This window comes from Tsukamurella paurometabola DSM 20162 (assembly GCF_000092225.1).
In the GTDB taxonomy this organism is placed as follows: Bacteria; Actinomycetota; Actinomycetes; order Mycobacteriales; family Mycobacteriaceae; genus Tsukamurella; species Tsukamurella paurometabola.
This window is the reverse complement of sequence record NC_014158.1, coordinates 472,839-494,365: the sequence shown is the minus strand read 5'-3', so window position 1 is coordinate 494,365 and position 21,527 is coordinate 472,839. Positions and strand designations below refer to the sequence as shown.

19 protein-coding genes and 1 tRNA gene are annotated in these 21,527 nt (G+C 68.0%); 9 read left to right on the top strand and 11 right to left on the bottom strand.

Going from position 1 to position 21,527, the window contains the following annotated elements:
• Window positions 1–6 precede the first annotated feature (6 nt).
• Window positions 7–558 (bottom strand): SanA/YdcF family protein, encoded by a 552-nt coding sequence (locus tag TPAU_RS02285; RefSeq protein WP_013125149.1) that lies wholly within the window; start codon window positions 556–558, stop codon window positions 7–9.
• Window positions 559–693: 135 nt separating this feature from the next.
• Between TPAU_RS02285 and TPAU_RS02280 the strand changes: the two genes are divergently transcribed.
• The gene (locus tag TPAU_RS02280; RefSeq protein WP_013125148.1) at window positions 694–4,089 is read left to right on the top strand and encodes a (Fe-S)-binding protein; all 3,396 of its coding nucleotides are present in this window, start codon (window positions 694–696) and stop codon (window positions 4,087–4,089) included.
• A gap of 45 nt (window positions 4,090–4,134) precedes the next feature.
• Window positions 4,135–4,719 (top strand): hypothetical protein, encoded by a 585-nt coding sequence (locus TPAU_RS02275; RefSeq protein WP_013125147.1) that lies wholly within the window; start codon window positions 4,135–4,137, stop codon window positions 4,717–4,719.
• Between the two features lie 90 nt (window positions 4,720–4,809).
• Here the strand turns inward: TPAU_RS02275 and TPAU_RS02270 are convergent, their stop codons facing one another.
• Window positions 4,810–5,391: a TetR/AcrR family transcriptional regulator gene (locus TPAU_RS02270; protein WP_013125146.1), complete on the bottom strand. Its 582-nt coding sequence runs from the start codon at window positions 5,389–5,391 to the stop codon at window positions 4,810–4,812.
• Between the two features lie 97 nt (window positions 5,392–5,488).
• Here TPAU_RS02270 and TPAU_RS02265 point away from each other — a divergent pair, with 97 nt between their 5' ends.
• From TPAU_RS02265 to TPAU_RS02255, 3 genes are read left to right on the top strand one after another with little or no spacing between them, the layout of a single operon-like run.
• Window positions 5,489–6,496 (top strand): hypothetical protein, encoded by a 1,008-nt coding sequence (locus tag TPAU_RS02265; RefSeq protein ID WP_013125145.1) that lies wholly within the window; start codon window positions 5,489–5,491, stop codon window positions 6,494–6,496.
• A gap of 46 nt (window positions 6,497–6,542) precedes the next feature.
• Complete coding sequence (locus tag TPAU_RS02260; protein ID WP_013125144.1) at window positions 6,543–7,799, top strand: pyridoxal phosphate-dependent aminotransferase; 1,257 nt, start codon at window positions 6,543–6,545, stop codon at window positions 7,797–7,799.
• A 10-nt stretch (window positions 7,800–7,809) separates the two neighbouring features.
• Window positions 7,810–9,501 (top strand): YibE/F family protein, encoded by a 1,692-nt coding sequence (locus TPAU_RS02255; protein ID WP_013125143.1) that lies wholly within the window; start codon window positions 7,810–7,812, stop codon window positions 9,499–9,501.
• 3 nt (window positions 9,502–9,504) lie between these two features.
• On the opposite strand, the gene dcd is transcribed toward TPAU_RS02255, so the two are convergent.
• Window positions 9,505–10,074 carry a dCTP deaminase gene (gene dcd, locus TPAU_RS02250; RefSeq protein WP_013125142.1) on the bottom strand — a complete coding sequence of 190 codons (570 nt, stop codon included), beginning with the start codon at window positions 10,072–10,074 and terminating at the stop codon, window positions 9,505–9,507.
• A gap of 82 nt (window positions 10,075–10,156) precedes the next feature.
• Between dcd and TPAU_RS02245 the strand changes: the two genes are divergently transcribed.
• Entirely contained in the window at window positions 10,157–11,530 is a 1,374-nt protein-coding gene (locus tag TPAU_RS02245) for an amino acid permease (protein WP_013125141.1), read from the top strand.
• Between the two features lie 73 nt (window positions 11,531–11,603).
• A tRNA-Gly gene (locus TPAU_RS02240) sits at window positions 11,604–11,677 on the top strand.
• A 2-nt stretch (window positions 11,678–11,679) separates the two neighbouring features.
• Here the strand turns inward: TPAU_RS02240 and TPAU_RS02235 are convergent.
• From TPAU_RS02235 to TPAU_RS02205, 6 genes are all read right to left on the bottom strand, one after another.
• Complete coding sequence (locus tag TPAU_RS02235) at window positions 11,680–12,444, bottom strand: amidohydrolase family protein (protein WP_013125140.1); 765 nt, start codon at window positions 12,442–12,444, stop codon at window positions 11,680–11,682.
• Complete coding sequence (locus tag TPAU_RS02230; protein WP_013125139.1) at window positions 12,437–13,666, bottom strand: MFS transporter; 1,230 nt, start codon at window positions 13,664–13,666, stop codon at window positions 12,437–12,439. Before TPAU_RS02230 ends, TPAU_RS02235 begins: the two co-directional genes overlap by 8 nt.
• 145 nt (window positions 13,667–13,811) lie before the next feature.
• On the bottom strand, window positions 13,812–14,885 hold the full coding sequence (locus TPAU_RS21715) for a peptidoglycan recognition protein family protein (protein ID WP_013125138.1): 1,074 nt from the start codon (window positions 14,883–14,885) through the stop codon (window positions 13,812–13,814).
• A gap of 341 nt (window positions 14,886–15,226) precedes the next feature.
• Window positions 15,227–16,711 (bottom strand): amino acid permease, encoded by a 1,485-nt coding sequence (locus TPAU_RS02215; protein ID WP_013125137.1) that lies wholly within the window; start codon window positions 16,709–16,711, stop codon window positions 15,227–15,229.
• Window positions 16,712–16,725: 14 nt separating this feature from the next.
• Complete coding sequence (locus TPAU_RS02210) at window positions 16,726–17,772, bottom strand: hypothetical protein (protein ID WP_013125136.1); 1,047 nt, start codon at window positions 17,770–17,772, stop codon at window positions 16,726–16,728.
• A 51-nt stretch (window positions 17,773–17,823) separates the two neighbouring features.
• Window positions 17,824–18,189 carry a PLD nuclease N-terminal domain-containing protein gene (locus TPAU_RS02205; RefSeq protein WP_013125135.1) on the bottom strand — a complete coding sequence of 122 codons (366 nt, stop codon included), beginning with the start codon at window positions 18,187–18,189 and terminating at the stop codon, window positions 17,824–17,826.
• A 77-nt stretch (window positions 18,190–18,266) separates the two neighbouring features.
• On the opposite strand from TPAU_RS02205, the gene TPAU_RS02200 reads away from it, so the two are divergent.
• Window positions 18,267–18,578, top strand: a complete 312-nt coding sequence (locus TPAU_RS02200; RefSeq protein WP_013125134.1) for a hypothetical protein — start codon at window positions 18,267–18,269, stop codon at window positions 18,576–18,578.
• Window positions 18,575–19,348: an S-methyl-5'-thioadenosine phosphorylase gene (locus TPAU_RS02195; RefSeq protein WP_013125133.1), complete on the top strand. Its 774-nt coding sequence runs from the start codon at window positions 18,575–18,577 to the stop codon at window positions 19,346–19,348. Before TPAU_RS02200 ends, TPAU_RS02195 begins: the two co-directional genes overlap by 4 nt.
• Window positions 19,349–19,354: 6 nt before the next feature.
• On the opposite strand, the gene TPAU_RS02190 is transcribed toward TPAU_RS02195, so the two are convergent.
• Window positions 19,355–20,812 carry a catalase gene (locus TPAU_RS02190; protein ID WP_013125132.1) on the bottom strand — a complete coding sequence of 486 codons (1,458 nt, stop codon included), beginning with the start codon at window positions 20,810–20,812 and terminating at the stop codon, window positions 19,355–19,357.
• A gap of 220 nt (window positions 20,813–21,032) precedes the next feature.
• Complete coding sequence (locus tag TPAU_RS02185) at window positions 21,033–21,524, bottom strand: SRPBCC family protein (protein WP_013125131.1); 492 nt, start codon at window positions 21,522–21,524, stop codon at window positions 21,033–21,035.
• Window positions 21,525–21,527 lie beyond the last annotated feature (3 nt).

Genomic DNA, 21,527 nt, shown 5'->3' with positions numbered 1-21,527 from the left:
CGCGGATCAACGGTTGCGGGCGATGTCCAGGGCGGCTTTGGGGCGGGACAGCAGGTACTCCCGGGCCAGATTGCGCACCCAGGCCCGGCGACTGCAGCCGGCCTCGGCGCGCACGGCATCGGCATCGAGGCCGAGATGGCGGGCGAGCACGACAGCCCGCCGCGCATGGAAGAACTGCGAGACCAGCAGCACCCGGTCGATCCCGAATCGATCCCTCGCATGGACGCAGGAAAGGTACGTGTCGAGGGCGGCACCGTCGGTGAGGAGCGCCTCGTCGGGCACGCCGCGCTCGCGCAGCCAGCGAGTCATGACCTCGATCTCGTCGCCGGACAAACCGTTCGCGTTCCCCGAGACCAGGATCCGCTGAACCTTCCCGATCCGGTACAGCCGCAGCGCGGCCTCCAATCGCCCCTCGACGAACGACCCAGGACGGCCGCCTCGTACGGAGGCGCCGAACGCGATGGCGACGGGGGCGGGCGGCGCATCGTCGGGCGAATACAGCGGGCCGGAGCCCGCCAGGCCCGCCACCGCGCCACGCAGTCGGGTGACGTATGCCATATCCCCAGCCTACCGAGGGGCGAGTTAGGTGAACCTTCTAGCGGCACCCCGTATATCGCAATCTACCGTTGAGTCAGATGCTGGCTTGGTCCGGCGGTACTGACGAGTACCCGCAGGACAGAAAGGTGCACGAACGTGGACACCGACACATTGGCCGCCGGTGCGGCTGAGACCAACGCGTTGACCCTGACTCTGGGCACCATCGGCGCGATCGCTTTCGCTCTCGGGTGGGTGGTGTTCTTCCGCGGGGCACTGCGCATGGTGCGGATCATCGCCAAGGGGCAGCCCGCGCCCGACCGCTGGACGCCGTTCATCCCGCGCGCCGCGGAGGTGGTGGTCGAGTTCCTCGCCCACACCAAGATGATCAAGAACCGCACCGTGGGCATCGCCCACTGGCTGGTGATGATCGGCTTCCTCGCGGGCGCCATCCTGTGGTTCGAGGCCCTCCCGCAGACCTTCGACCCGTCGTTCCACTGGCCCGTCATCGGCTCGTGGCCGGTGTACCGCCTGATGGACGAGCTGCTCGGTATCGGCACCGTCGTCGGCATCGTCGTGCTGATCGTCATCCGCCAGATCAAGCACCCCCGCAACCCCGAGCTGTTCTCCCGGTTCGCCGGCAGCAAGTTCCTGCCCGCGTACACGATCGAGGCCATCGTCTTCGTCGAGGGCTTGGGCATGATCCTGGTGAAGTCGAGCAAGATCGCCACCTACGGCGATGCCGACCCGATCACCGACTTCTTCACCCGCCAGGTGGCCACGCTGCTGCCCGCCAGCCCGAACCTGATCACAGTCTTCGCCTTCATCAAGCTGATGTCCGGCGTGATGTTCCTGCTTCTGGTGGGGAGCAACCTCACCTGGGGCGTCGCATGGCACCGGTTCTCCGCGTTCTTCAACATCTACTTCAAGCGCGAGCTGGGCAGCCGCCGCGCGCTCGGTGCCGCGAAGCCGATGATGTCGGACGGCAAGGTGCTCGAGATGGAGACCGCCGACCCCGACACCGATGCCTTCGGCGCCGGCAAGATCGAGGACTTCTCCTGGAAGGGCTGGCTCGACTTCACGACCTGTACCGAGTGCGGTCGCTGCCAGAGTCAGTGCCCCGCCTGGAACACCGGAAAGCCGCTGAGCCCGAAGCTGCTCATCATGGGTCTGCGCGACCACGGCTTCGCCAAGGCTCCCTACCTCCTGGCCGGTGGCAGCACCGATATGGGAGGCGACGAGACCGGCCTCGTGGACGCCGACGGCAACCCGGACGAGACCAAGCTGGGCAAGATCCCCGCGGAGGCGCGCGCCGAGGCGGCCCGTCCGCTGGTCGGACCGGCCGGTGAGGGCGACGACCTCGGCGGCGTCATCGACCCCGAGGTGCTGTGGAGCTGCACCACCTGCGGCGCCTGCGTCGAGCAGTGCCCCGTGGACATCGAGCACGTGGACCACATCGTCGATATGCGCCGCTACCAGGTGCTCATCGAATCGGAGTTCCCGCACGAGCTGGCCGGCCTGTTCAAGAACCTCGAGAACAAGGGCAACCCCTGGGGCCAGAACTCCAGCCAGCGCACCGCGTGGATCGACGAGATGGACATCGACATCCCGGTCTACGGCGAGCACACCGATTCCTTCGACGGATACGAATACCTGTTCTGGGTCGGCTGCGCCGGTGCCTACGAAGACCGCGCCAAGAAGACCACCAAGGCCGTGGCCGAGCTGCTCGACGTGGCCGCGGTGAACTTCCTGGTCCTGGGCCAGGGCGAGACCTGCACCGGCGACTCGGCCCGCCGCGCGGGCAATGAGTTCCTGTTCCAGATGCTGGCGCAGCAGAACATCGAGCAGCTCAACGAGGTGTTCGACGGCCTGCCGGTGAACCAGCGCAAGATCGTGGTCACCTGCGCGCACTGCTTCAACGCCCTCGGAAACGAGTACCCACAGGTGGGCGGCCAGTACGAAGTGGTCCACCACACCCAGTTGTTGAACAAGCTGGTCCGCGAGAAGCGCCTCGTTCCGGTGGCGCCCCCGAGCGAGGACGTGACCTATCACGACCCGTGCTACCTGGGCCGCCACAACCAGGTCTACGAGGCTCCGCGCGAGCTGATCGGCGCCTCCGGCGCGACGCTGAAGGAGATGCCGCGGCACCTCGAACGGTCCATGTGCTGTGGCGCCGGCGGCGCGCGCATGTGGATGGAGGAGCAGCTCGGCAAGCGCATCAACATCGACCGGGTGGACGAGGCGCTCGAGACACTGTCCTCGACGCCCGAGGCGTCGCCGAAGAAGATCGCGACCGGCTGCCCCTTCTGCCGCGTGATGCTCTCCGACGGTGTGACCGCGCAGACCGCGGATTCGGACGCTCCGGCGCCCGAGGTGGTCGATGTGGCGCAGATGCTGCTCGAGTCGGTCAAGCGCGGTCTGCCGGACGGACTGGTGCGGGGGAACCCGAACCGCAAGACCGACGGTGCCGCCCCCGCGGAGGTGCCCACCGAGGCACCGGCCGAGGTCGAGGAGGCTCCGGCGGCGACCGCGGCGGCAACCACGGCCGAGCCTGCGGAGAAGAAGGACGCCAAGCCGACGGTGGGCCTGGGCCTGGCCGGGGGCGGCAAGCGCCCCGGAGCTCCGAAGAAGCCGGGCGGCGCCCCCAAGCCGGGCGGCGCGGCTCCCGCGGCGGAGGCGGCCGAACCCGCAGCGCCCGCCGCACCGGCCAAGCCGGCCGTCGGGCTCGGCCTCGCCGGTGGCGCCAAGCGCCCCGGTGCCCCGAAGCCGGGTGGCGCCAAGCCTGCGGCCGCGGCCCCCGCTGCGGAGACACCGGCCGAGACGGCCGCTGAGACCCCCGCGGCTCCCGCCGCACCGGCTAAGCCGGCCGTGGGCCTCGGGCTGGCCGGCGGCGCCAAGCGTCCGGGAGCGAAGAAGCCGGGAGCTCCTAAGTCCCCGGCAGCAGCGGCTCCGGCCGAGGCACCCGCAGCCGAGCCCACCGCGGCTCCGTCCGCCGCCCCCGCAGCGGATGCTCCCGCCGAGGACCGCACGCTGAGCACCGCCGGTGAGTCCAAGGCCGCGGGCTTCGGCATCGCCGCGGGCGCCAAGCGTCCGGGACCGAAGAAGCCGGGGGCGCCCAAGCCCGCGGCCGCGGCCCCGGCCGCACCGGAGACCGCAGCTCCTGAGGCAGCCGCACCCGAAGCTCCGGCTGCTCCCGCCGCCGAGGCTCCCGCTGCTCCCGCCGAGGACCGCACGGTGACCACCGCCGGTGAGTCCAAGGCCGCGGGCTTCGGCATCGCCGCGGGCGCCAAGCGCCCCGGAGTGAAGAAGCTGGGCGGCGAGATCAAGGAGAAGGTCGCCGAGGCACGTACCGAGGTGCGCGAGCACACCGAGCACAAGACCGAGCCCGAGGCACCGTCGGCCGCGGAGCCCGAGCAGCCTGAGGCACCGGAAACTCCCGCGGAGGCCCCGAAGGCCTCGTCGGGCGACGACCGGAGCCTGGCGGAAAAGGGTGAGTCGAAGGCGAAGGGCTTCGGCATCGCCGCGGGCGCCAAGCGCCCCGGCGGACGCAAGTGATCGAAGTTCCCCGATTCGCTATCGGTCGTACGGCAGGATGTACGCGTGCCTGAGTACGTGAGCTACGAGGAGTTCGGCCGGCGGTTCTTCGAGATCGCCGTCAACGAGGAGCGTGTGGGCTCCGCGTTCGCCGACATCGCCGGCGGCGACTTCACCGTGGGCCCGATCCCCTCGGGCCCCGGTGGTGTCGCCAAGGTGTGGGCGAAGGTCCAGATCGACGAACCGCAGCTCACCCGTCACGTGGGCGAGCTGATCACGTTCACCGTGAAGATCCCGCTGCGGATCGGCCTGCTGATCGACCTCAAGGTGGACCGCATCCGCTACGACGTGGCGGGCCTGATCACGCTGCCGCTCACCGTGCGCGCAGCCGCGCCGCTGGAACTGCGCATCGAGGTGGACGCACCCAAACCCAAGGACGTCTGGGTGGACGTGGAATCGCATTCGATCCGCGGGTCGATCGTGCGCGTCGTCGCGAGCGTGGACTCCGAGATCCGCCGCTTCATCGCGCAGTACGTCGCCGAAGAGATCGACAAGCCGGAGGTCAAGAAGGCGCGGATCATCGACGTCTCCGAGGAGTTGGGGCGCGCGTTCCACAATCTGGGCGACGAGGACGCGGCGGACTCGGCCTAACCCGGCGACGGGCTCCCGAATCCGGGCGACTTCCGGCGCACGAAGGCGCCTCTCGCTCGTAGGCCGGAAATCGGCCGGGTCCACGACGCGTCAGCCGGCGTCAGCGTCGATGATCCGCTGGACCGCCGCACCGTAGGTCGCGATCAATTCCTCGGTCGACGGCGCGACGAACAGCGGTGCCGCGATCAGGTACCGCAGGAAGGCCAGCCCGAACAGGTTGCTGGCGACCACGCGGGCCGTCTCGATACCTACGCCCGCGTGCGTGGTGAGCGTCGGGATCATCACCGACGACAGGAATTCGCCGAAGGTCCGCGCCGCGCCCTCGTCCGCGTCGGCGGCGGCACGGAGCAGCGCCCGGAAGGCCTCCGAGGTCTCCGGCCCTTCCCAGATGGTGAGCGCGGCCCGCAGTAGCCGCTCGCCCACCCCGTCGCGCGGACCGTCGAGCGCGGCGGTGAAGATCGCCTCCGGATCGACCGGCATGCTCATCACACCCCGGAACAGGCCCTTCTTGTTGCCGTAGTAGTACGAGACGAGCGCCACGTCGACGCCCGCACGGGCCGCGATGGCGCGGATGGTGGCTCGGTCGTATCCCACTTCGGCGAACAGCTCGCGCGCCGCCTCGAGGATGTCCGCCTTCGCGGTGCTGGCTCCCGCCCGCCTGCCTGTACCCATGCGTCGATCCTAGCAGTATTTCAACATGTGTTGACTTCTGTTCGCGCGCGGTCGTACCCTCTGATTCATCAAACGTTGAATTCTTTGGAGGGCTCCCATGAGCAAGAACCACGCCACGCTGGCCGCGGTCTTCGCCGGGCTGGCGATCGCTATCCCGCTGATCGTGCTGCTGTTCACCGCACCCGCCGCGAAGGGCGCACCGCACGACCTGCCGATCGGCGTCGTCGGACCGGAGGCCGCCGTCACGCAGGTCTCCGACCGGCTCGACGAACAGCAGCCGGGCGGATTCGACGTGAAGGCCTACGCCTCGGCCGACGAATTGATCGCCGCGGCCGAGAACCGTGAGGTGTACGGCGGCATCGTCCTCGGCGCGCAGCCCCGCGCGATCACCGCCACCGGAGCGTCCCCCGTGGTGGCTCCGCTCATCACCCAACTCGCCAACGCCGCCGCGCAGGGCCGCACCGTGCAGGTGACCGATGTCGCACCACCCTCGGTCGACGATCCGCGGGGAGCCGGTTTCGGTTCGATGGTGATGCCGGTGTTCCTCAGCGGCATGGTCCTGGCACTGTCCACCGTGATGATCGGAGGCCATCCGAAGATCGTCGCCGCCGCGTTGCCGATCGGTGCCGCAGTCGTGGGTGCCGCCGCGGTGGGCGCAGCGATGTGGATCGGTGTCCTGCCAGGCGGTTTCGGGGCGCAGTGGCTCGCGATGAGCGCCGGAATGCTGGCCATCGGTGCAACGGTGGCGGGACTGGTGCAACTGCTGGGAACCAAGGGAATCGCCCCTGCCGCTCTGCTTTTCATGCTCGTCGGAATGCCCCTCGCGGGTATCGCCGCGCCGCCGGAATTCCTGCCGCACGTGTGGGGTGTACTCGGCCAGAGCCTGCCGATCGGTGCCACCGGCACCGCGCTGCGCGGCGCCGCGTTCTTCGCACCCGACGCCCTGATCGGCGCGGGAGCCGGGGCCGCTTTCGCCGTCCTCGGCGCCTGGATCGTCGTGGGCTACGGCCTGTTGACGATCGGCGTGGCCCGGCACCGGGCTCAGCCGTCCGGCGCACCGTCGGGCGAGCGCACGCCGGACGCGGCGGTGGCCACCCCGGCCTGACGGTCCGCGGGAAAAGCGTTTGCCGCAACCTGCGACGATAGAGCCCATGAGCCGACCGCATGTGCCCCACATCCGCACCGAACTCAAGCCGCTCGAGCAGTCCGCCAAGCTGCAGAACGTGCTGTACGAGATCCGTGGACCCGTGGTGGCACAGGCGGCTCGGCTCGAGGCGCAGGGGCACCGCATCCTCAAGCTGAACATCGGCAACCCGGCGACCTTCGGCTTCGAAGCGCCCGACTCGATCGTCCGCGACATGATCCACGCGCTGCCCACCTCGCAGGGCTACAGCGAGTCGCAGGGCATCGCCTCCGCGCGGCGGGCCGTGGTGACCCGCTACGAGGAGGTCCCCGACTTCCCCTACTTCGACATCGGCGACGTCTACCTCGGTAACGGGGTCTCCGAGCTCATCACCATGACGCTGCAGGCGCTGCTCAACAACGGCGACGAGGTGCTCATCCCCGCGCCCGACTACCCCCTGTGGACCGCCATGACGTCGCTCTCCGGCGGCACCCCCGTGCACTACCTCTGCGACGAGGACAACGGCTGGAACCCGTCGGTCGAGGATATCGAGGCGAAGATCACTCCGCGCACCAAGGCGATCGTGGTGATCAACCCGAATAACCCGACGGGCGCGGTGTACTCGCGCGAGACGCTGCAGCAGATCGTCGAGGTGGCGCGCAAGCACTCGCTGCTCGTGCTCGCCGACGAGATCTACGACCGCATCCTCTACGACGACGCGCAGCACATCTCCATCGCCGAACTCGCGCCCGACCTGCTGGTCTGCACGTTCAACGGCCTGTCCAAGGCGTACCGCGTGTGCGGCTACCGCGCCGGCTGGATGGTGCTCACCGGGCCCAAGGACCACGCCTCCGGCTTCATCGAGGGCCTGACCCTCCTGGCGTCGACCCGCCTGTGCCCCAACGTCCCCGCGCAGCACGCGATCCAGGTGGCGCTCGGCGGTTACCAGTCGATCAACGACCTGATCCTCCCCGGCGGACGGCTGCTGGAGCAGCGCGACGTCGCGTTCGAGAAGTTGAACGCCATCGACGGGGTGAGCTGCGTCAAGCCCCAGGGCGCGCTGTACGCCTTCCCGAAGCTGGACCCGAACGTGCACGAGATCCGCGACGATGAGCAGCTGGTGCTCGATCTGCTCAACCAGGAGAAGATCCTGCTGGTCCAGGGCACCGGTTTCAATTGGCCCACGCCCGACCATCTGCGCGTGGTGACCCTCCCCTGGGCCCGTGACCTGTCCGAGGCGCTCGACCGCTTCGGCAACTTCCTGAGTTCTTATAAGCAGAAGTAGGGTTGCGGGCGTGACAGACACCGACGAGCACGCCGACCACGACCACGCCGCAGGGGTGCACAGCCACTCGCTGAGCACCATCTCGCTCGGCAAATGGGCATCACGCGTGGTCGTCGGCCTGCTCGCGGTGATCGGGGTGGCCGTGGTGATCGGCGTGATCGCACTGTGGCCTTCGCAGCTCCGGGTGAGCGTGCCGAACGCACCCGAATCGCCCACCCTGTACAAGGGCACCGTGTCCGAACAGGTGCTGGGCGAGTGCGATTTCAGCCCGCGCGGCAACGGTCAGGTCTCCGACACCGAGCCGCACCCGGTCTCCAATCCCGACGGTGGCTGCTTGAACAGTTCCGTGAAGATCACCAGCGGCCCCGACACGAACAGGTGGACCCAGTTCTCCATCGGGACGATGCGGGTCAATTTCAGCTCGCTTCCGGGACAGGGGCCCTCGAGCGGATCCAACGGCATCGACACTTCGCGCCCGGCCACGCCCGGCACGGGCCAGCCCGATCTGACCCCCGGCACCAAGATCATGATCGCCGAGAACGGCGGCGGGGTGGCCGGCGCCCCCAGCAATTATTCGTTCTACGACTACTCACGCGGCGTCTCGCTGTGGGTGTGGGGACTGATCTTCGCGGCCGTGATCGTCGCAGTGGCGCATTGGCGGGGTTTCCGGGCACTGGTCGGGTTGGCGCTCTCGGGTGTGGTGATCGTGCTGTTCGCGCTGCCCTCGATCCTGGATGGACATTCCGCCGTGTGGGTGGCTCTGGTCGCCTCGGCGGTGATCCTCTACGTGGTGCTGTACCTGGCGCACGGTGTCTCCCTGCGCACGTCCGCGGCGCTACTGGGGACCTTGTGCGCCTTGGCGGTGTGCGCCGCGCTGGCCTGGGCGGCCACGGTGACCACCCGGGTCACCGGCCTGAGCAGTGACGATGCCACGAATCTCCAGGCGCACGCCTCGCAACTGTCGATCTCGGGCGTGCTGCTCGCGGGCTTCGTGATCGGTGCGCTCGGTGTGCTCAACGATGTGACCATCACCCAGTCCTCGACCACGTTCGAGCTGGCCAAGCTCTCGCCGAAGGCCTCGCGCCGCCGCACGTTCCTCTCGTCCATGCGCGTGGGCCGCGACCACATCGCGTCGACCGTGTACACGCTGGTGTTCGCCTATGTGGGGTCGGCGCTGCCGCTGCTGCTGTTGTTCTCGATCGCCGGGCGGCCGCTGGGCCAGGTTCTCACCTCGGACTCCGTATCGGTGGAGCTGGTGCGGTCGTTCGTCGGCGGCATCGGCCTCGCGCTGTCTGTTCCGCTGACCACCGCGATCGCGACCCTGCTCGCCAAGCCCACCCGAGCATCCGTGAGCCCCGAGGCGGCGCAGCGGTACACGCACAGCCACCCCGATGCCGATCCTTCGGAGATCAAGGTCCGTCAGCGGCGTGCCGCGGCCCCGGCGGTGGCCGAGCCCGCGCTGTCCGCACCGGCACAGGCACCGGCACAGCAGGCACCGGCACCACCGGCGACGGAGAGCCCGGTCACCGGCCAGATGCCGGTGCAACGTCCCGTTCGGCCCGCACCGCCCCGTCCATCGGAACCGATTCCCGCGCCGCCGCGCCCACAGCCGAAACCCCCGGTCGTACCACCGGCCCCGCCCACGCAGGCGCCGTCCGAGCCCGAGCCGCGTCGGCGCGGCCGCCATGCGGCCCCGGACTGACCGTCAGTCCTGCTGGAAGTTCAGGTACGCCTTCGACGGGGTCGGGCCGCGCTGCCCCTGGTACTTCGAGCCGGTGGACGCGCTGCCGTAGGGGTTGTCGGCGGGGCTGGACAGCCGGAACAGGCACAACTGGCCGATCTTCATGCCAGGCCACAGCGTGATCGGCAGATTGGCGACGTTCGACAGCTCCAGCGTGATGTGCCCCGAGAATCCGGGATCGATGAAGCCCGCGGTCGAGTGCGTGAGCAGGCCGAGGCGGCCGAGTGAGGACTTGCCCTCCAGGCGGCCGGCCAGATCGTCGGGCAGGCTGCACACCTCCAGGGTGGAGCCGAGCACGAATTCACCGGGGTGCAGCACGAAGGGCTCACCCGGGTCGGGTTCGACGAGGCTGGTCAGCTCGTCCTGCCGCTGTGCCGGGTCGATGTGGGTGTAGCGGGTGTTGTTGAACACCCGGAACAGCCCATCGAGGCGCACGTCCACGCTGGACGGCTGCACCAGCTGCGTATCGAAGGGCTCGATGCCGAGGCGGCCGGAGTCCAGCTGGGCACGGATGTCGCGGTCGGAGAGCAGCACGGGTTCAGCCTAGGGCAGAGCCCGGCGCCGCGGGACGCACGGGTTTCTCGAAGGGGCGATCGGTGGTGGATACTGCTGATTCGTGACTGACGCACCCCTCCGTCGCGGACTCACCGCCCGGCACATCCGGTTCATCGCGCTGGGCTCGGCCATCGGCACCGGCCTGTTCTACGGGTCGGCGAAGGCCATCCAGGCGGCCGGGCCATCGGTACTGCTGGCCTATGTGATCGGCGGCCTGGTGATCTACCTGGTGCTGCGGGCGCTGGGCGAGATGGCGGTGCGCAATCCGCAGGGCTCGTTCGGCGACTACGCCTCGTCGAGCCTGGGGCCGCGGGCCGGGTTCATGACGGGGTGGATGTACGTCTTCGAGATGGTCTTCGTGTGCATCGCCGACGTCACCGCGTTCGGCACGTACATGGGGCTGTGGTTCCCGCACGTGCCGAAGTGGATCTGGGTACTCGCCGTGATCCTGTTCATCGGCGCACTGAACATGATGCGCGTCAAGGTGTTCGGCGAGGTCGAGTTCTGGCTGACGATGGTGAAGATCACCGCGATCGTCGCCATGATCTTCGGCGGCATCGCGGTGCTGATCTTCGGCTTCGGCATGCACGACACCAGCCGGGGCGTGAGCAATCTGTGGGGCGACGGCGGCTTCTTCGCCACCGGCTTCCTCGGCTTCCTGTCCTGCTTCGTGCTGGTGGTGTTCGCCTTCGGCGGCTCGGAGATCATCGGGCTCACCGCCGCGGAGGCAGAAGATCCCGAGCGCACGATCCCCAAGGCGATCAACACGGTGCCGGTGCGTATCGGCCTGTTCTACGTGCTGGCGCTGGCCGTCATCATGGCGGTGATCCCGTGGAACCAGATCAGCAGCGAGTCGAGCCCGTTCGTCCAGATCTTCCAGGCACTCGGCGTGGAGCCCGCCGCTCACGTGCTCAACGTCGTGGTGATCACCGCGGCGATCTCGGCCATCAACAGCGATATCTACGGCGCCGGCCGGATGATGTTCGGCATGGCTCAGCGCGGGCAGGCGCCCACAATCATGCAGAAGGTCTCCCGTAACGGCGTTCCCTGGATGACGGTGGTGATCATGGCCGCCGCGCTGCTGGTGGGCGTGGTGCTCAACGCCGCCATCCCGGAGAACGTGTTCGTGGTGATCGCGTCGATCGCCACCTTCGCGACGGTCTTCGTGTGGCTGATGATCCTGTTCTCGCAATACCGCCAGCGCACGGCGATGTCCGCCGATGAGCAGTCGGCGCTGACGTTCCCCGTGCCGCTGTGGCCCTACGGCCAGCTGATCGCCATCGCGTTCCTACTGTTCGTCACGGTGCTGATGGCGTTCCAGCCGGACACCCGGGTGGCGCTGATCGTCGGGTTCGTGTGGCTCGCCTTCCTCGCCGCCGCATACGCCGTGTGGGTGGCGCCGAAGGCCGCAGTGCGGTCCGGTTCGGAGCGTTAGGCACGCCCCGCGCTCGACGGTGCGCGTGCTAGTCTGGCCCGTACGCACGACATCGCTGGCCGATGCCGTCGTTGCCGATGTAGTTCAATGGCAGAACTCCTGCTTCCCAAGCAGGTAGCGCGGGTTCGATTCCCGTCATCGGCTCCACCTCACCGCGGTCCGGCGATCCGGTAGAACCGCTCCGCATTGGTCCGCAGCACCGCTTCGGCGTCGTCCTCCCCCACCTCGTCGATCAACAGATCGATGTCGGCGTCCTCGAACGGACGCCGGGCGCGGGTCGACGGCAGATCCGAGCCGAACATCAGCGCCGTCGGGTCGATGTCCATGATGCGCCGAACGGCCGCGCGCACGTCGAGCTCCACCCGGCCGAAACCGGTGGCCTTCACCCGGACTCCGCGCTCGACCAGGTCGAGCAGTACTGGGAGGCCGGCCTCCGACAGGCCCAAGTGGTCGACACTCACGGCCGGGAGTGCACCGATCACGTCGGTGAGTTCGCCGAGGTGAGCGGCATCGACGTACAACTCCGTATGCCAACCGGCCACATCGTGCACCCGGCGCGCGAAGGTCTCGAGGTTGCCGATGCTCTCCGATCCGCCGCGTTTGACGTTGAACCGCACGGCCCGGACCCCGACGCGGTCGAGGTCGATGATCTCCTCGTCGGTCACGGACGCGGGGAGCTGTGTCACTCCGACGAATCCCGGGCCGAGTCGCTGCAGAGCGTCGCGCAGGTAGCTCTGGTCGAACTCCTGGAAGGATCCCGAGACGATCGCACCACCGACCACCCTCAGCCGCTCGGCGTGCCCGCGGTAGGCGTCGACGTCGAAATGATCGGGCAGGAAGCGGTTGTTCTCCACCACGGGAAAGGTGTGATCGATGATGTGGAAGTGCGCGTCGAAGACGGTGTACTCATGCATTTGCATTCTCCCCCTGACGATTCCGCGCCCGGGTCGTGATCGCCACCGTCACGGCCAGGCAGAACAGGGGCAGCGCGATCGCGAGCGAGACGCTCAGCGAACCACGCAGGCGCAACCCCTCGACGATCACCGAGTACACCGCACCCGACGCCATTTGCAGGAAGAAGAACAGTCCCGCGCCCACGCCCTGCGCCGCGAGATCCAGCTCCAGCAAACCGGCCTGCGAGAACGGAATCGCTGCGCCCACACCGACGAACCCCACCGCCAGCGGCACCACGACCGCGGCCGGGTTGTGTACACCGACGGCCGCAAGGATGACCAACGCCGCCGCACCGAGAAGCGACGCCACCGCACCGAACCGCACGGCCCGCACTACAGCCGGAGCACGGCGAACCAGAACGCTGCCGGCGATGTACCCGATCGCGGGCACGACGAGGAGCAGACCGTACTGCAATTCCGTTGCGCCGTGGAGCTCTTGGAGCACGAACGAGGACTGCTCGATGAACAGGAAGTAGCCCATCCAGGCGAGCGAGATCACGAGCGCGTGGCGGCGGAAACCGCGCTCGCGCACCGCCTCGGCGATCCCCCGACCCACCATTCGCGGGGTCGGAGACACCGGAACCTCGGGCGGCGCCGCGGGGACCAGGAGGAGGAAGGCCACAGCGAGCATCACACCGACGACCGCGAGACCCAGGAACAACGCGCGCCAGGCCAGCACCTGCACGAGAGCGGAGCCCAGGAAGGGCGAGATCGCCGGTGTCGCCGCGATCACGATCGACAGCGAGGTCAGGAGCTGCATTCTGGTATCGGCCGGGTAGCGTCGCTGGATCACCAAGCGGCACAGCACCGTCGCTGACGTGCCGCCGATCGCCTGCACGAACCGGGCCGCGCCCAGCACCGCCACACTCGGTGCCGCGGCCGCGGCCACGCCACCCACGGCGAACAACAGCAGCCCCAGTGCCTGCACGGTGCGTGCGTCGAAACGGTCGGCCAGGATTCCCGCGGCGAACATCGATACCGCGTATCCGGCCATGTATCCCGACAGGGTGAGCTGCACCGCCGAGACCGTGGTGTGCAGATCCACCGCCATCTGCGGGATCGACGGGTTGAGCAGACTCAATCCGAGCTGCGGCGCCGTCACGGCTACGAGCAGCATGACAGTGGTCCATCGCCGCGGCGTCTCTGCCGCCGCCTTCGTATCGACGATCCCGATCGACACCACAGATCACGCCCCCTCATATCGACTATCCGACCCCCGCCGAACCGATCCGTTTTTCATACTGCCTGAAAGTAAACAAAGGGTGCTGCGGCTGTACGACGGCCACCGTGCTGCGCTCGACGGTCCGGCCGGCCCCGTCGGGACGTGATCAGGCTCCGGGCACCGGAGAGCGGGGGACCGCACCGTCGTCGGAAGCCCGGAACTCGGTCGCACTACGCAGTGCGGGAAGCAGAGCCCACAGCTCGTCACCGGGGCATTCGGTGGGTCCGGCGATCTTCGCCCAGTCTCGGTGACCGCTAATCGCCCATGAGGTCGCGCGCACGGCGTTGTTCGGATTCACGTACCGGACCGCGGCTTGCGGATTCAGTCCCAGCTGGCGACACAGGGCCGCGAGCACCTGGACCAGCGACGCCCGCGCTGCGGGCGTGGGCTGAGAGCCGGTGAAGTCCCCGATGACGCAGACACCGATGTTGCCACTGTTGGCCTGGTAGACGTGCCCGGCGGTTACGACCGGCGCACCCGGACGCAGCGTCGACGTTCCGGGCGCGAAGACCGGGGCGTCGGCACCGGTGTCGCGGCCCGCGTAGATCACGCCATTGGGATCGATGATCAGGTGGTAGCCGATGTCGCCCCATCCCCGGCCGCCATCGGAAGCCGGAGAGGCGTGGAAGCGGTAGATCGAGCGGACCGCATCGCGGTAGTCGAGGTATTCGTCGCCCCGCGGCTGCGCCGTATGGTGCACGGTGATCACCTGGGCAGGGGTGTACTCCGGATCGCCCCAGGTCTGGAGCGCCGGGTCCGCGCCCCAGCCGGTCCGCGTCACCACGGGAAAGCCCCAGCCGTAATGCGTGGCGACGGGCGTCTGGAAGTTCGGCGCGGTCGCGATCCGGTAGCGCGTCGGTGTCAGCGCGATGCCGGCGTCGGTGATCACCTCCAGATCGAGCGTGTCCGGAGGGAGGGCGATCAGCTCCGAGGTGTTCGGCAGCGGCCGGTCGTCACGGCCGTGCGTCGTTCGGCGGACGGCGATCTCGACGCTGCGTCCCCCGGGAAGAGTGACTCTGATGGCGACCCGCTGACCTCGGGTTCTGGTGAGGTCGATCGAGACGTACTCTGCCCCACCCGCGGCCTGTGCCGGTGCCGCTGCGGCTCTGCGCCCCGTTCCCGCCGTGATCGCCGCCGCCGTGGCACCCGCCAGCATCACCGAACGTCGGGAAATCCGCATACCGTCACGTCTCCACTTCGTGATCGCATCCAGCATCGAACGACACCGCGGATCTAACGGACAACTGCCCGAGCAGGTTTCGATCACCGCGGCATGCGCATGAAATCCCAGTCTGCGGGCGTTCGCGCTTCTCGTCACCCCCCGGTTTCACGAAGCCTCGCCGGCCGGTGGTGACCCCGCATCACACTGGTGAGCGGCGCATGCCCGGATCCGACTCGAAACACAAAGCGGCACTGCATAGTCGGCGGGCTGCGTCCGCCACCGTACGGACGCCAGACGCGACGACGGCCCAGCCAACGCTGTGACCAACAACATAATGTGCAGAGTCGGCCCGTCGGGCGTCAGCGCCGCTTATCCCGCGGGCTCGGACGTTCCGCGATCACCGGGAAGGTCCCGGTGTATCCGTCGCGCGCAGCCGCCGCCTCGGCGACCCTGCCGCGCACGGCGTACCAGCCGACGATGAGCATCGGGATCAGCACCAGCAGGCTGGCTACCGTCCAGGTGCCGATCGGGGTGTCGAATGCCATCAGTACCAGCACGATCGCCAAGAAGGCGAGGGTCACATAGCCGGTGTAGGGCGCGCCGAACAGCCGATACGCAGGCCGATCGATGCGACCGGCCTTGGCCTCGTAGTACAACTTGAGCTGGCACAACACGATCGTGGCCCAGGCGCCCAGGATGCCGAGCGCGGAGATATTGAGCACGATCTCGAATGCTTGACCCGGGTTGAACGCGTTGAGCAGGACGCCCCCCAATGTGAACACGCAGGTCAGCAGAATGCCGCCGTAGGGCACTCCGTTGCGCGACATCCGTGAGGTGAACTTCGGCGCGCTGCCGTTGACCGACATCGATCGCAGGATCCGCCCGGTCGAGTACAGACCCGCGTTGAGTGAGGACAGTGCGGCGGTGATCACGACCAGGTTCATGATCGATCCGGCCTCGCTGAAGCCGAGCTTGGAGAAGAAGGTGACGAACGGGCTCTCGCCGTCTTTGTACGACGACCACGGCAGCAGCAGCGCGAGCAACAACAGCGAACCGCAGTAGAAGATCGCGATGCGGAAGATCACCGTGTTGATGGCCTTGGGCATCACCTTGCGGGGATTCTCGGTCTCCCCCGCCGCGGTGCCCACCAGTTCGACCGCCGCATATGCGAAGACCACACCGGAGGTGACCACCGCCAACGGCAGGATGCCGTGCGGGAACCAGCCACCGTTATCGGAGATCACCGACAACCCGGTGCGCTGGCCCTCGATCGTGAACCGGCCGCTCAGGAAGATCGTGCCGACCACCAGGAACGCCGTCAGCGCGACCACCTTCACCAGCGCGGCCCAGAACTCGAGCTCACCGAAGAGCTTGACCGAGATGAGGTTCATGGTGAGCACCACGGCCAGCGCCAGCAAGGCGAAGGCCCACTGAGGGATCACCCGCATCGGCCCCCAGAAGTGGAGGTACAGGGCGATCGCGGTGGAGTCGACGATCGACGTCATCGCCCAGTTCAGGAAGTACATCCAGCCCGCGACATAGGCGGCCTTCTCGCCGTAGAACTCCCGCGCGTACGAGACGAACGATCCCGACGAGGGCCGGTGCAGTACCAACTCGCCCATCGCGCGCAGGATGAAGAAGACGAAGACTCCGCAGATCCCGTACACCAGGAACAGTCCCGGTCCAGCGGAATTGAGACGTCCGCCGGCCCCGAGGAACAGGCCGGTGCCGATGGCTCCACCAATGGCGATCATTTGCAGCTGTCGAGGGGTGAGCGACTTCTGATAACCCTCGTCCTCGGCGCCGAGTGCGTGATCGGCGCTCACATTCTGGTCGGTAGACACCGAGCTATTGTGCGTTACTGAGATTCACTACGCGTTCCGGGTGCCACATCGGCACCGGGGCGTGTGACCTGCCACACCATGGCGACGTCGGGGCTCGGCGCCTCATCGGCCACCCGCTGCAGCTCGGCTGCGACCTCTTCGAGACGAATCCTCTGGTCGGTGTACAGCAGCGTGTTCATCGCAGCCAGGAAGGGCAGGGTGACGGTCTGGCCGATCGCTGCGCCGACGACCAGGAACAAGGACGGCACCAGGCCGCGGTCCGCGTGAGAGAGCGCGCGCCCGAGCAGGATGAACGGGATCCAGATCAGCAGTCCCACCGCGTAGCTGGTCGCGGATACCAGGAGCAGCCGCCACAGCAGCCGCAGGTATCCGGGCCGGATCAGGTCGACCGCGCGGCTGAGAGCCGCGACGGGTCCGCACCGTTCGAGCACGACGGCGGGCGCCGCCATCGCGAACAGCGGCCACATCGCGAACACCGCGACCACGGTCAGCAGCCCGATGAGCATCACGTACCCCGCCACACCGGACGGACCGACTGCGATCGCGACCAGGATCGCGGCGGCGACGGCCGCCGTCAGCGGGGCCAGGATCATGCCGATCTCGATCACCCCGAGCAGGGCGAGCGCGGGCAGCCGGCGGCCCGCCACCGACCACGCCATCGCCGTGCGGGTGCGGTGCCGCAGCACGGACCGCGCCACGACCACCGTGACCATGCCGGTCACCAGGAGCGTGCCCACCATGCTCAACGCGGAGTTGGCGACCTGCACCCCCGACCCGACGCCGAGCGCGGCCAACACCTGCCGGGCATCCTCATCGGCCCGGGCCACGCCTGTCGCGCGCGCCCCCGGAACCAGCGAGAGCTGCGCGATCAGCGCGACCAGCCCCATCACACCGACCACCACGGCGGTGAGGCCGAACATGATCCTGGGGTTGGTGCGCAGCGCGCGAGCCGCACCCACGACGAGATCACGGAAGCCGAGTGGAGCGATCGGTATCAACTCCAACGGCACCGCTTGCTCATCGATCCGGCGGCGCAAGGCCTCCGCTTCGTCGCCGGTCACAGTGTCATAATGGTGGCGAACACAGCGCCGCACAAGCGTTCGGCCGCAGTCTCAGTCCTTGGGGTCCGGTTCCTCGCCCAGATTGCGGGCATCGAGCCCCTTGGCCTTCCGACGCTGCTCCTCGGCGCGTTCCCGGCACTGCCGCAGGAAGTCGTCGTCGTCATCGGGGTACTGGGCGATGTGCCGATGACGGCGCTCGTACTCCGGAAATCCGGTAGTCCTGGTCGGCGCGCTGTTCACCGCCCCGACAGGGCGCCCCAGCAGGAACCAGATCAGCGAGCCGGCGAGCGGGATCAGGATCACGACGATCAGCCAGCCGAACTTCGGGAGATGACGCACGCGGTATTCGTCCGCGACGATCACGTCGATGAGTGCGGCCACCCACAGCAACAGAATGATGGGCCCCAAGTACACCATCTCAACCCCCAAGATCACACGAACGGATAGCCGATGCTACCGCGCCGCTCCCTGTTCGATCCACCTATCCTGGCAGGATGAGCGACCTGAGCTGGCCCGCCGCCCGGATCGTGGGCCGCACGGCCATCCGCGGATACCTCGAACTGGGCGACAGTCACCTCAGGTTCCGGCCCGCGGGTCTCGCCGCGAAGATGCAGGGAGCGCCTTTCGCCGTGCAACTGCGCCATCTCGCCGGCGCGGGAGTCGTCGAGACCACGGGCCTATTGCGTCGCGGCAAGCACCGGCTATGCGTCACCCTGGGCGATGCGTCCGAGCAGGTATTCGACGTATCGCGGCCCGACGAGGTGGCCGCGGCCATCCGCGAGCGGATCCCGGGCGGAGCGGCGTGAGCGCGCCGATCGCCGTGATCGGCGGCACCGGACTCTACCGGTTCCTGGGCGGCGAGACGACCACGCGCACCGTCGACACCCCGTACGGGCCGACCAGCGCACCGATTACCCTGGGTGAGGCCGGGGGCCGCGAGGTCGCCTTCCTTCCGCGTCACGGTGCGCACCATGAGTACTCGCCACACACGGTGCCCTACCGCGCGAACCTGTGGGCCCTGCACAGTCTCGGCGTGCGGAAGGTCCTGGCACCGTGCGCCGTCGGAAGCCTCGATCCCGCGCTCGGACCGGGCACCATCGTCGTCCCGGACCAAGTGGTGGACCGAACGACCAGCCGCGCCTCCAGCTATTTCGACGGGGGCGGTGTGCACGTGAGTTTCGCCGACCCGTACTGCCCGGAGCTGCGCGCCGCGGCTCGCCCGCATGCGGACCACGACGGCGCGACGATGGTGGTGATCGAGGGGCCCAGGTTCTCCACCCGCGCCGAGAGCCGCTGGTACGCAGCGCAGGGCTGGGAGCTGGTGAACATGACCGGGCTGCCCGAGGCGGCCCTGGCCCGCGAGCTCAAGCTCTGTTACGCCTCGCTCGCCCTGGTCACCGACCTCGACGCCGGCATCGAGGCGGGCGACGGCGTGCACGCCGAAGACGTTCTGGAGCAATTCAAGGTCAATCTCCCGCGATTGACCACCGCGCTCACACACACGCTCACAGCGATCGAACCTGACGCCGAATGCTCATGCGCGGCCGGAGATCACGACCTTTCGCCACTGCGCTAACCGCGATCAGTCCGTGCCCGCCTCCGCGACCGCGCGCTCGATCCGGCCGCCGATCTCGGGATCGATGTTCGTCCAGTACTCGAAGGCGCGCTGGAGCACCGGAGGGCTCACACCGTCGAGCAGGTGACCGGCCACGTTATCGACGAGGCGCTCGCGGGCGGCCTCATCCATCACCTCGCGGATCAGGGTGCGGGGTTGGGAGACGTCATCGTCCTCGGCGTGGTCCACGTATGCCGTGCGCACGATCTCTCCGTCCGCGGCCCACTGCGGCTCCGCCTGGCCCGGGTAGTCGGCGCTGGGTCCGCCCTTCGAATTGGGGGCGTAGACCGGATCTCGCACCGGATCGATCCGCATGGCGCCGTCCTTGGAGTAGCTGCGCACCTCGTTACGGGGAGCATTCACCGGTATCTGCTTGTAGTTCGCCCCCAGGCGCGCACGGTGCGCATCGGCGTACGCGAAAACCCGCCCCAGCAGCATCCGGTCGGGACTGAGCCCGATACCCGGAACCAGGTTGTTCGGCTCGAACGCCGCCTGCTCGATCTGGGCGTGGTTGTCGGTCGGGTTGGTGTGCAACGTCATCGTCCCGACTTCGACCAACGGATAGTCGCTGTGCGGCCACACCTTGGTCAGATCGAACGGGTTGTAGCGGTAGGTGGCGGCGTCCTCGAAGGGCATGATCTGCACCTTGAGCGTCCAGCTCGGGTGCTCGCCGTCGCGGATCGCCTCGAACAGATCACGCACGTGATAGTCGCCGTCGGCGCCGGCCAGGCGGTCCGCCTCGTCCTGCGTGAGGTAGTCGATGCCCTGGTCCGAAATGAAGTGGTACTTCACCCAGTGCTTGACACCCGCATCGTTCACCCACAGGTACGTGTGCGAACCGTAGCCGTTCATGTGCCGCCAGCTCTTCGGGATGCCGCGGTCGCCCATGAGCCATGTGACCTGGTGGGACGACTCCGGAGACAGGGTCCAGAAGTCCCATTGCATATCGTGATCGCGCAGGTTGTTGTCAGCGCGCCGCTTCTGCGAGCGGATGAAGTGCTGAAACTTCAACGGGTCCTTGATGAAGAACACCGGCGTGTTGTTGCCCACCAGATCGTAGACACCCTCGTCGGTGTAGAACTTCAGCGCGAAGCCACGAGGATCTCGCCAGGTATCCGCGCTGCCGCGTTCACCGGCAACGGTCGAGAACCGAGCCACCATGTCAGTGGTGACGCCCGGTTGAAACAGCGCGGCGCACGTGTAATCCGAGACATCCGCGGTGGTTTCGAACGTTCCGAAGGCGCCGCTACCTTTCGCGTGCGGCTGCCGCTCGGGAATGCGCTCGCGGTTGAACTGCGCCATCTGCTCGATCAGATAGTGATCGTGCAGGACGATCGGCCCGCCGGCGCCGACGGTGAGCGAATGCTGGTCGCTGCCCGCCGGTGCCCCGGAGTCGGTGGTGGTGTAGTTGCGGTGATCCGTCATGGCTTCTCCTCCACTGATGAGCGGAACGGCCGATGGGCCGGAGGAAGCGCTGCAGTCCGGGCTGTCGGAGAGCTCAGCAGTGCGTCGAACGCCGGTCGGGCTGTGCCGTTCTCACAACGTGTTGTACTCCGACACTACCTGATCGAATGAATGCGCGCTTCCCGCAATGTGTTGCACACGTTGCGCGCTCACAACTTTCGAGCGGAACCGCGTTCCGGGACTACGCCGAACCCAGGTACTTCTCGGTGTCGCGCTGGAGCCACTTCACGATCAGCCCTACCGGCAGGCCGCTGAGGCCGATCACCTTGGCGCCGCCGACCGGCTCGATGAGCAGGGTCCAGGTGAACAGTGAGCCGCCCTCGGGGAGCGCCTCGACCCGGTACTTCTCGGCGAGCCGGGAGAGACCGGGTGCAGTGGCGGACTGAACGTAGAATGCCTTCTCGCACAGCTGTTCCGACTCTTCCCAGGAGTAGAAGATCTCGTCGGCGCTGATTCCGGGGCCCAGTGTCACGGTGCGGGTGGACCCGGCGGCGAAGGGCCGCGGGCTGGTCCACTCGATTTTCCGGATCCCGTTACACCAGTGCAGCGGGGTATCGGAGGTCAGCTCGCCCCAGACCCACTCGACGGGGCGCGCGGAGCGTACGGAGAACTCGTAGACACCCGGATTTCCCGGGGTCAGGTCGGCGGGCAGAACGGGCTTGAGAGCGGGCATTGC

Coding starts and splice junctions, on each gene's coding strand:
- TPAU_RS02285 (WP_013125149.1), bottom strand. CDS start 558: ATGGCATACGTCACCCGACTGCGTGGCGCGGTGGCGGGCCTGGCGGGC.
- TPAU_RS02270 (WP_013125146.1), bottom strand. CDS start 5,391: ATGGGTACAGGCAGGCGGGCGGGAGCCAGCACCGCGAAGGCGGACATC.
- TPAU_RS02265 (WP_013125145.1), top strand. CDS start 5,489: ATGAGCAAGAACCACGCCACGCTGGCCGCGGTCTTCGCCGGGCTGGCG.
- TPAU_RS02260 (WP_013125144.1), top strand. CDS start 6,543: ATGAGCCGACCGCATGTGCCCCACATCCGCACCGAACTCAAGCCGCTC.
- TPAU_RS02235 (WP_013125140.1), bottom strand. CDS start 12,444: ATGCATGAGTACACCGTCTTCGACGCGCACTTCCACATCATCGATCAC.
- TPAU_RS21715 (WP_013125138.1), bottom strand. CDS start 14,885: ATGCGGATTTCCCGACGTTCGGTGATGCTGGCGGGTGCCACGGCGGCG.
- TPAU_RS02205 (WP_013125135.1), bottom strand. CDS start 18,189: ATGGTGTACTTGGGGCCCATCATTCTGTTGCTGTGGGTGGCCGCACTC.
- TPAU_RS02200 (WP_013125134.1), top strand. CDS start 18,267: ATGAGCGACCTGAGCTGGCCCGCCGCCCGGATCGTGGGCCGCACGGCC.
- TPAU_RS02190 (WP_013125132.1), bottom strand. CDS start 20,812: ATGACGGATCACCGCAACTACACCACCACCGACTCCGGGGCACCGGCG.
- TPAU_RS02185 (WP_013125131.1), bottom strand. CDS start 21,524: ATGCCCGCTCTCAAGCCCGTTCTGCCCGCCGACCTGACCCCGGGAAAT.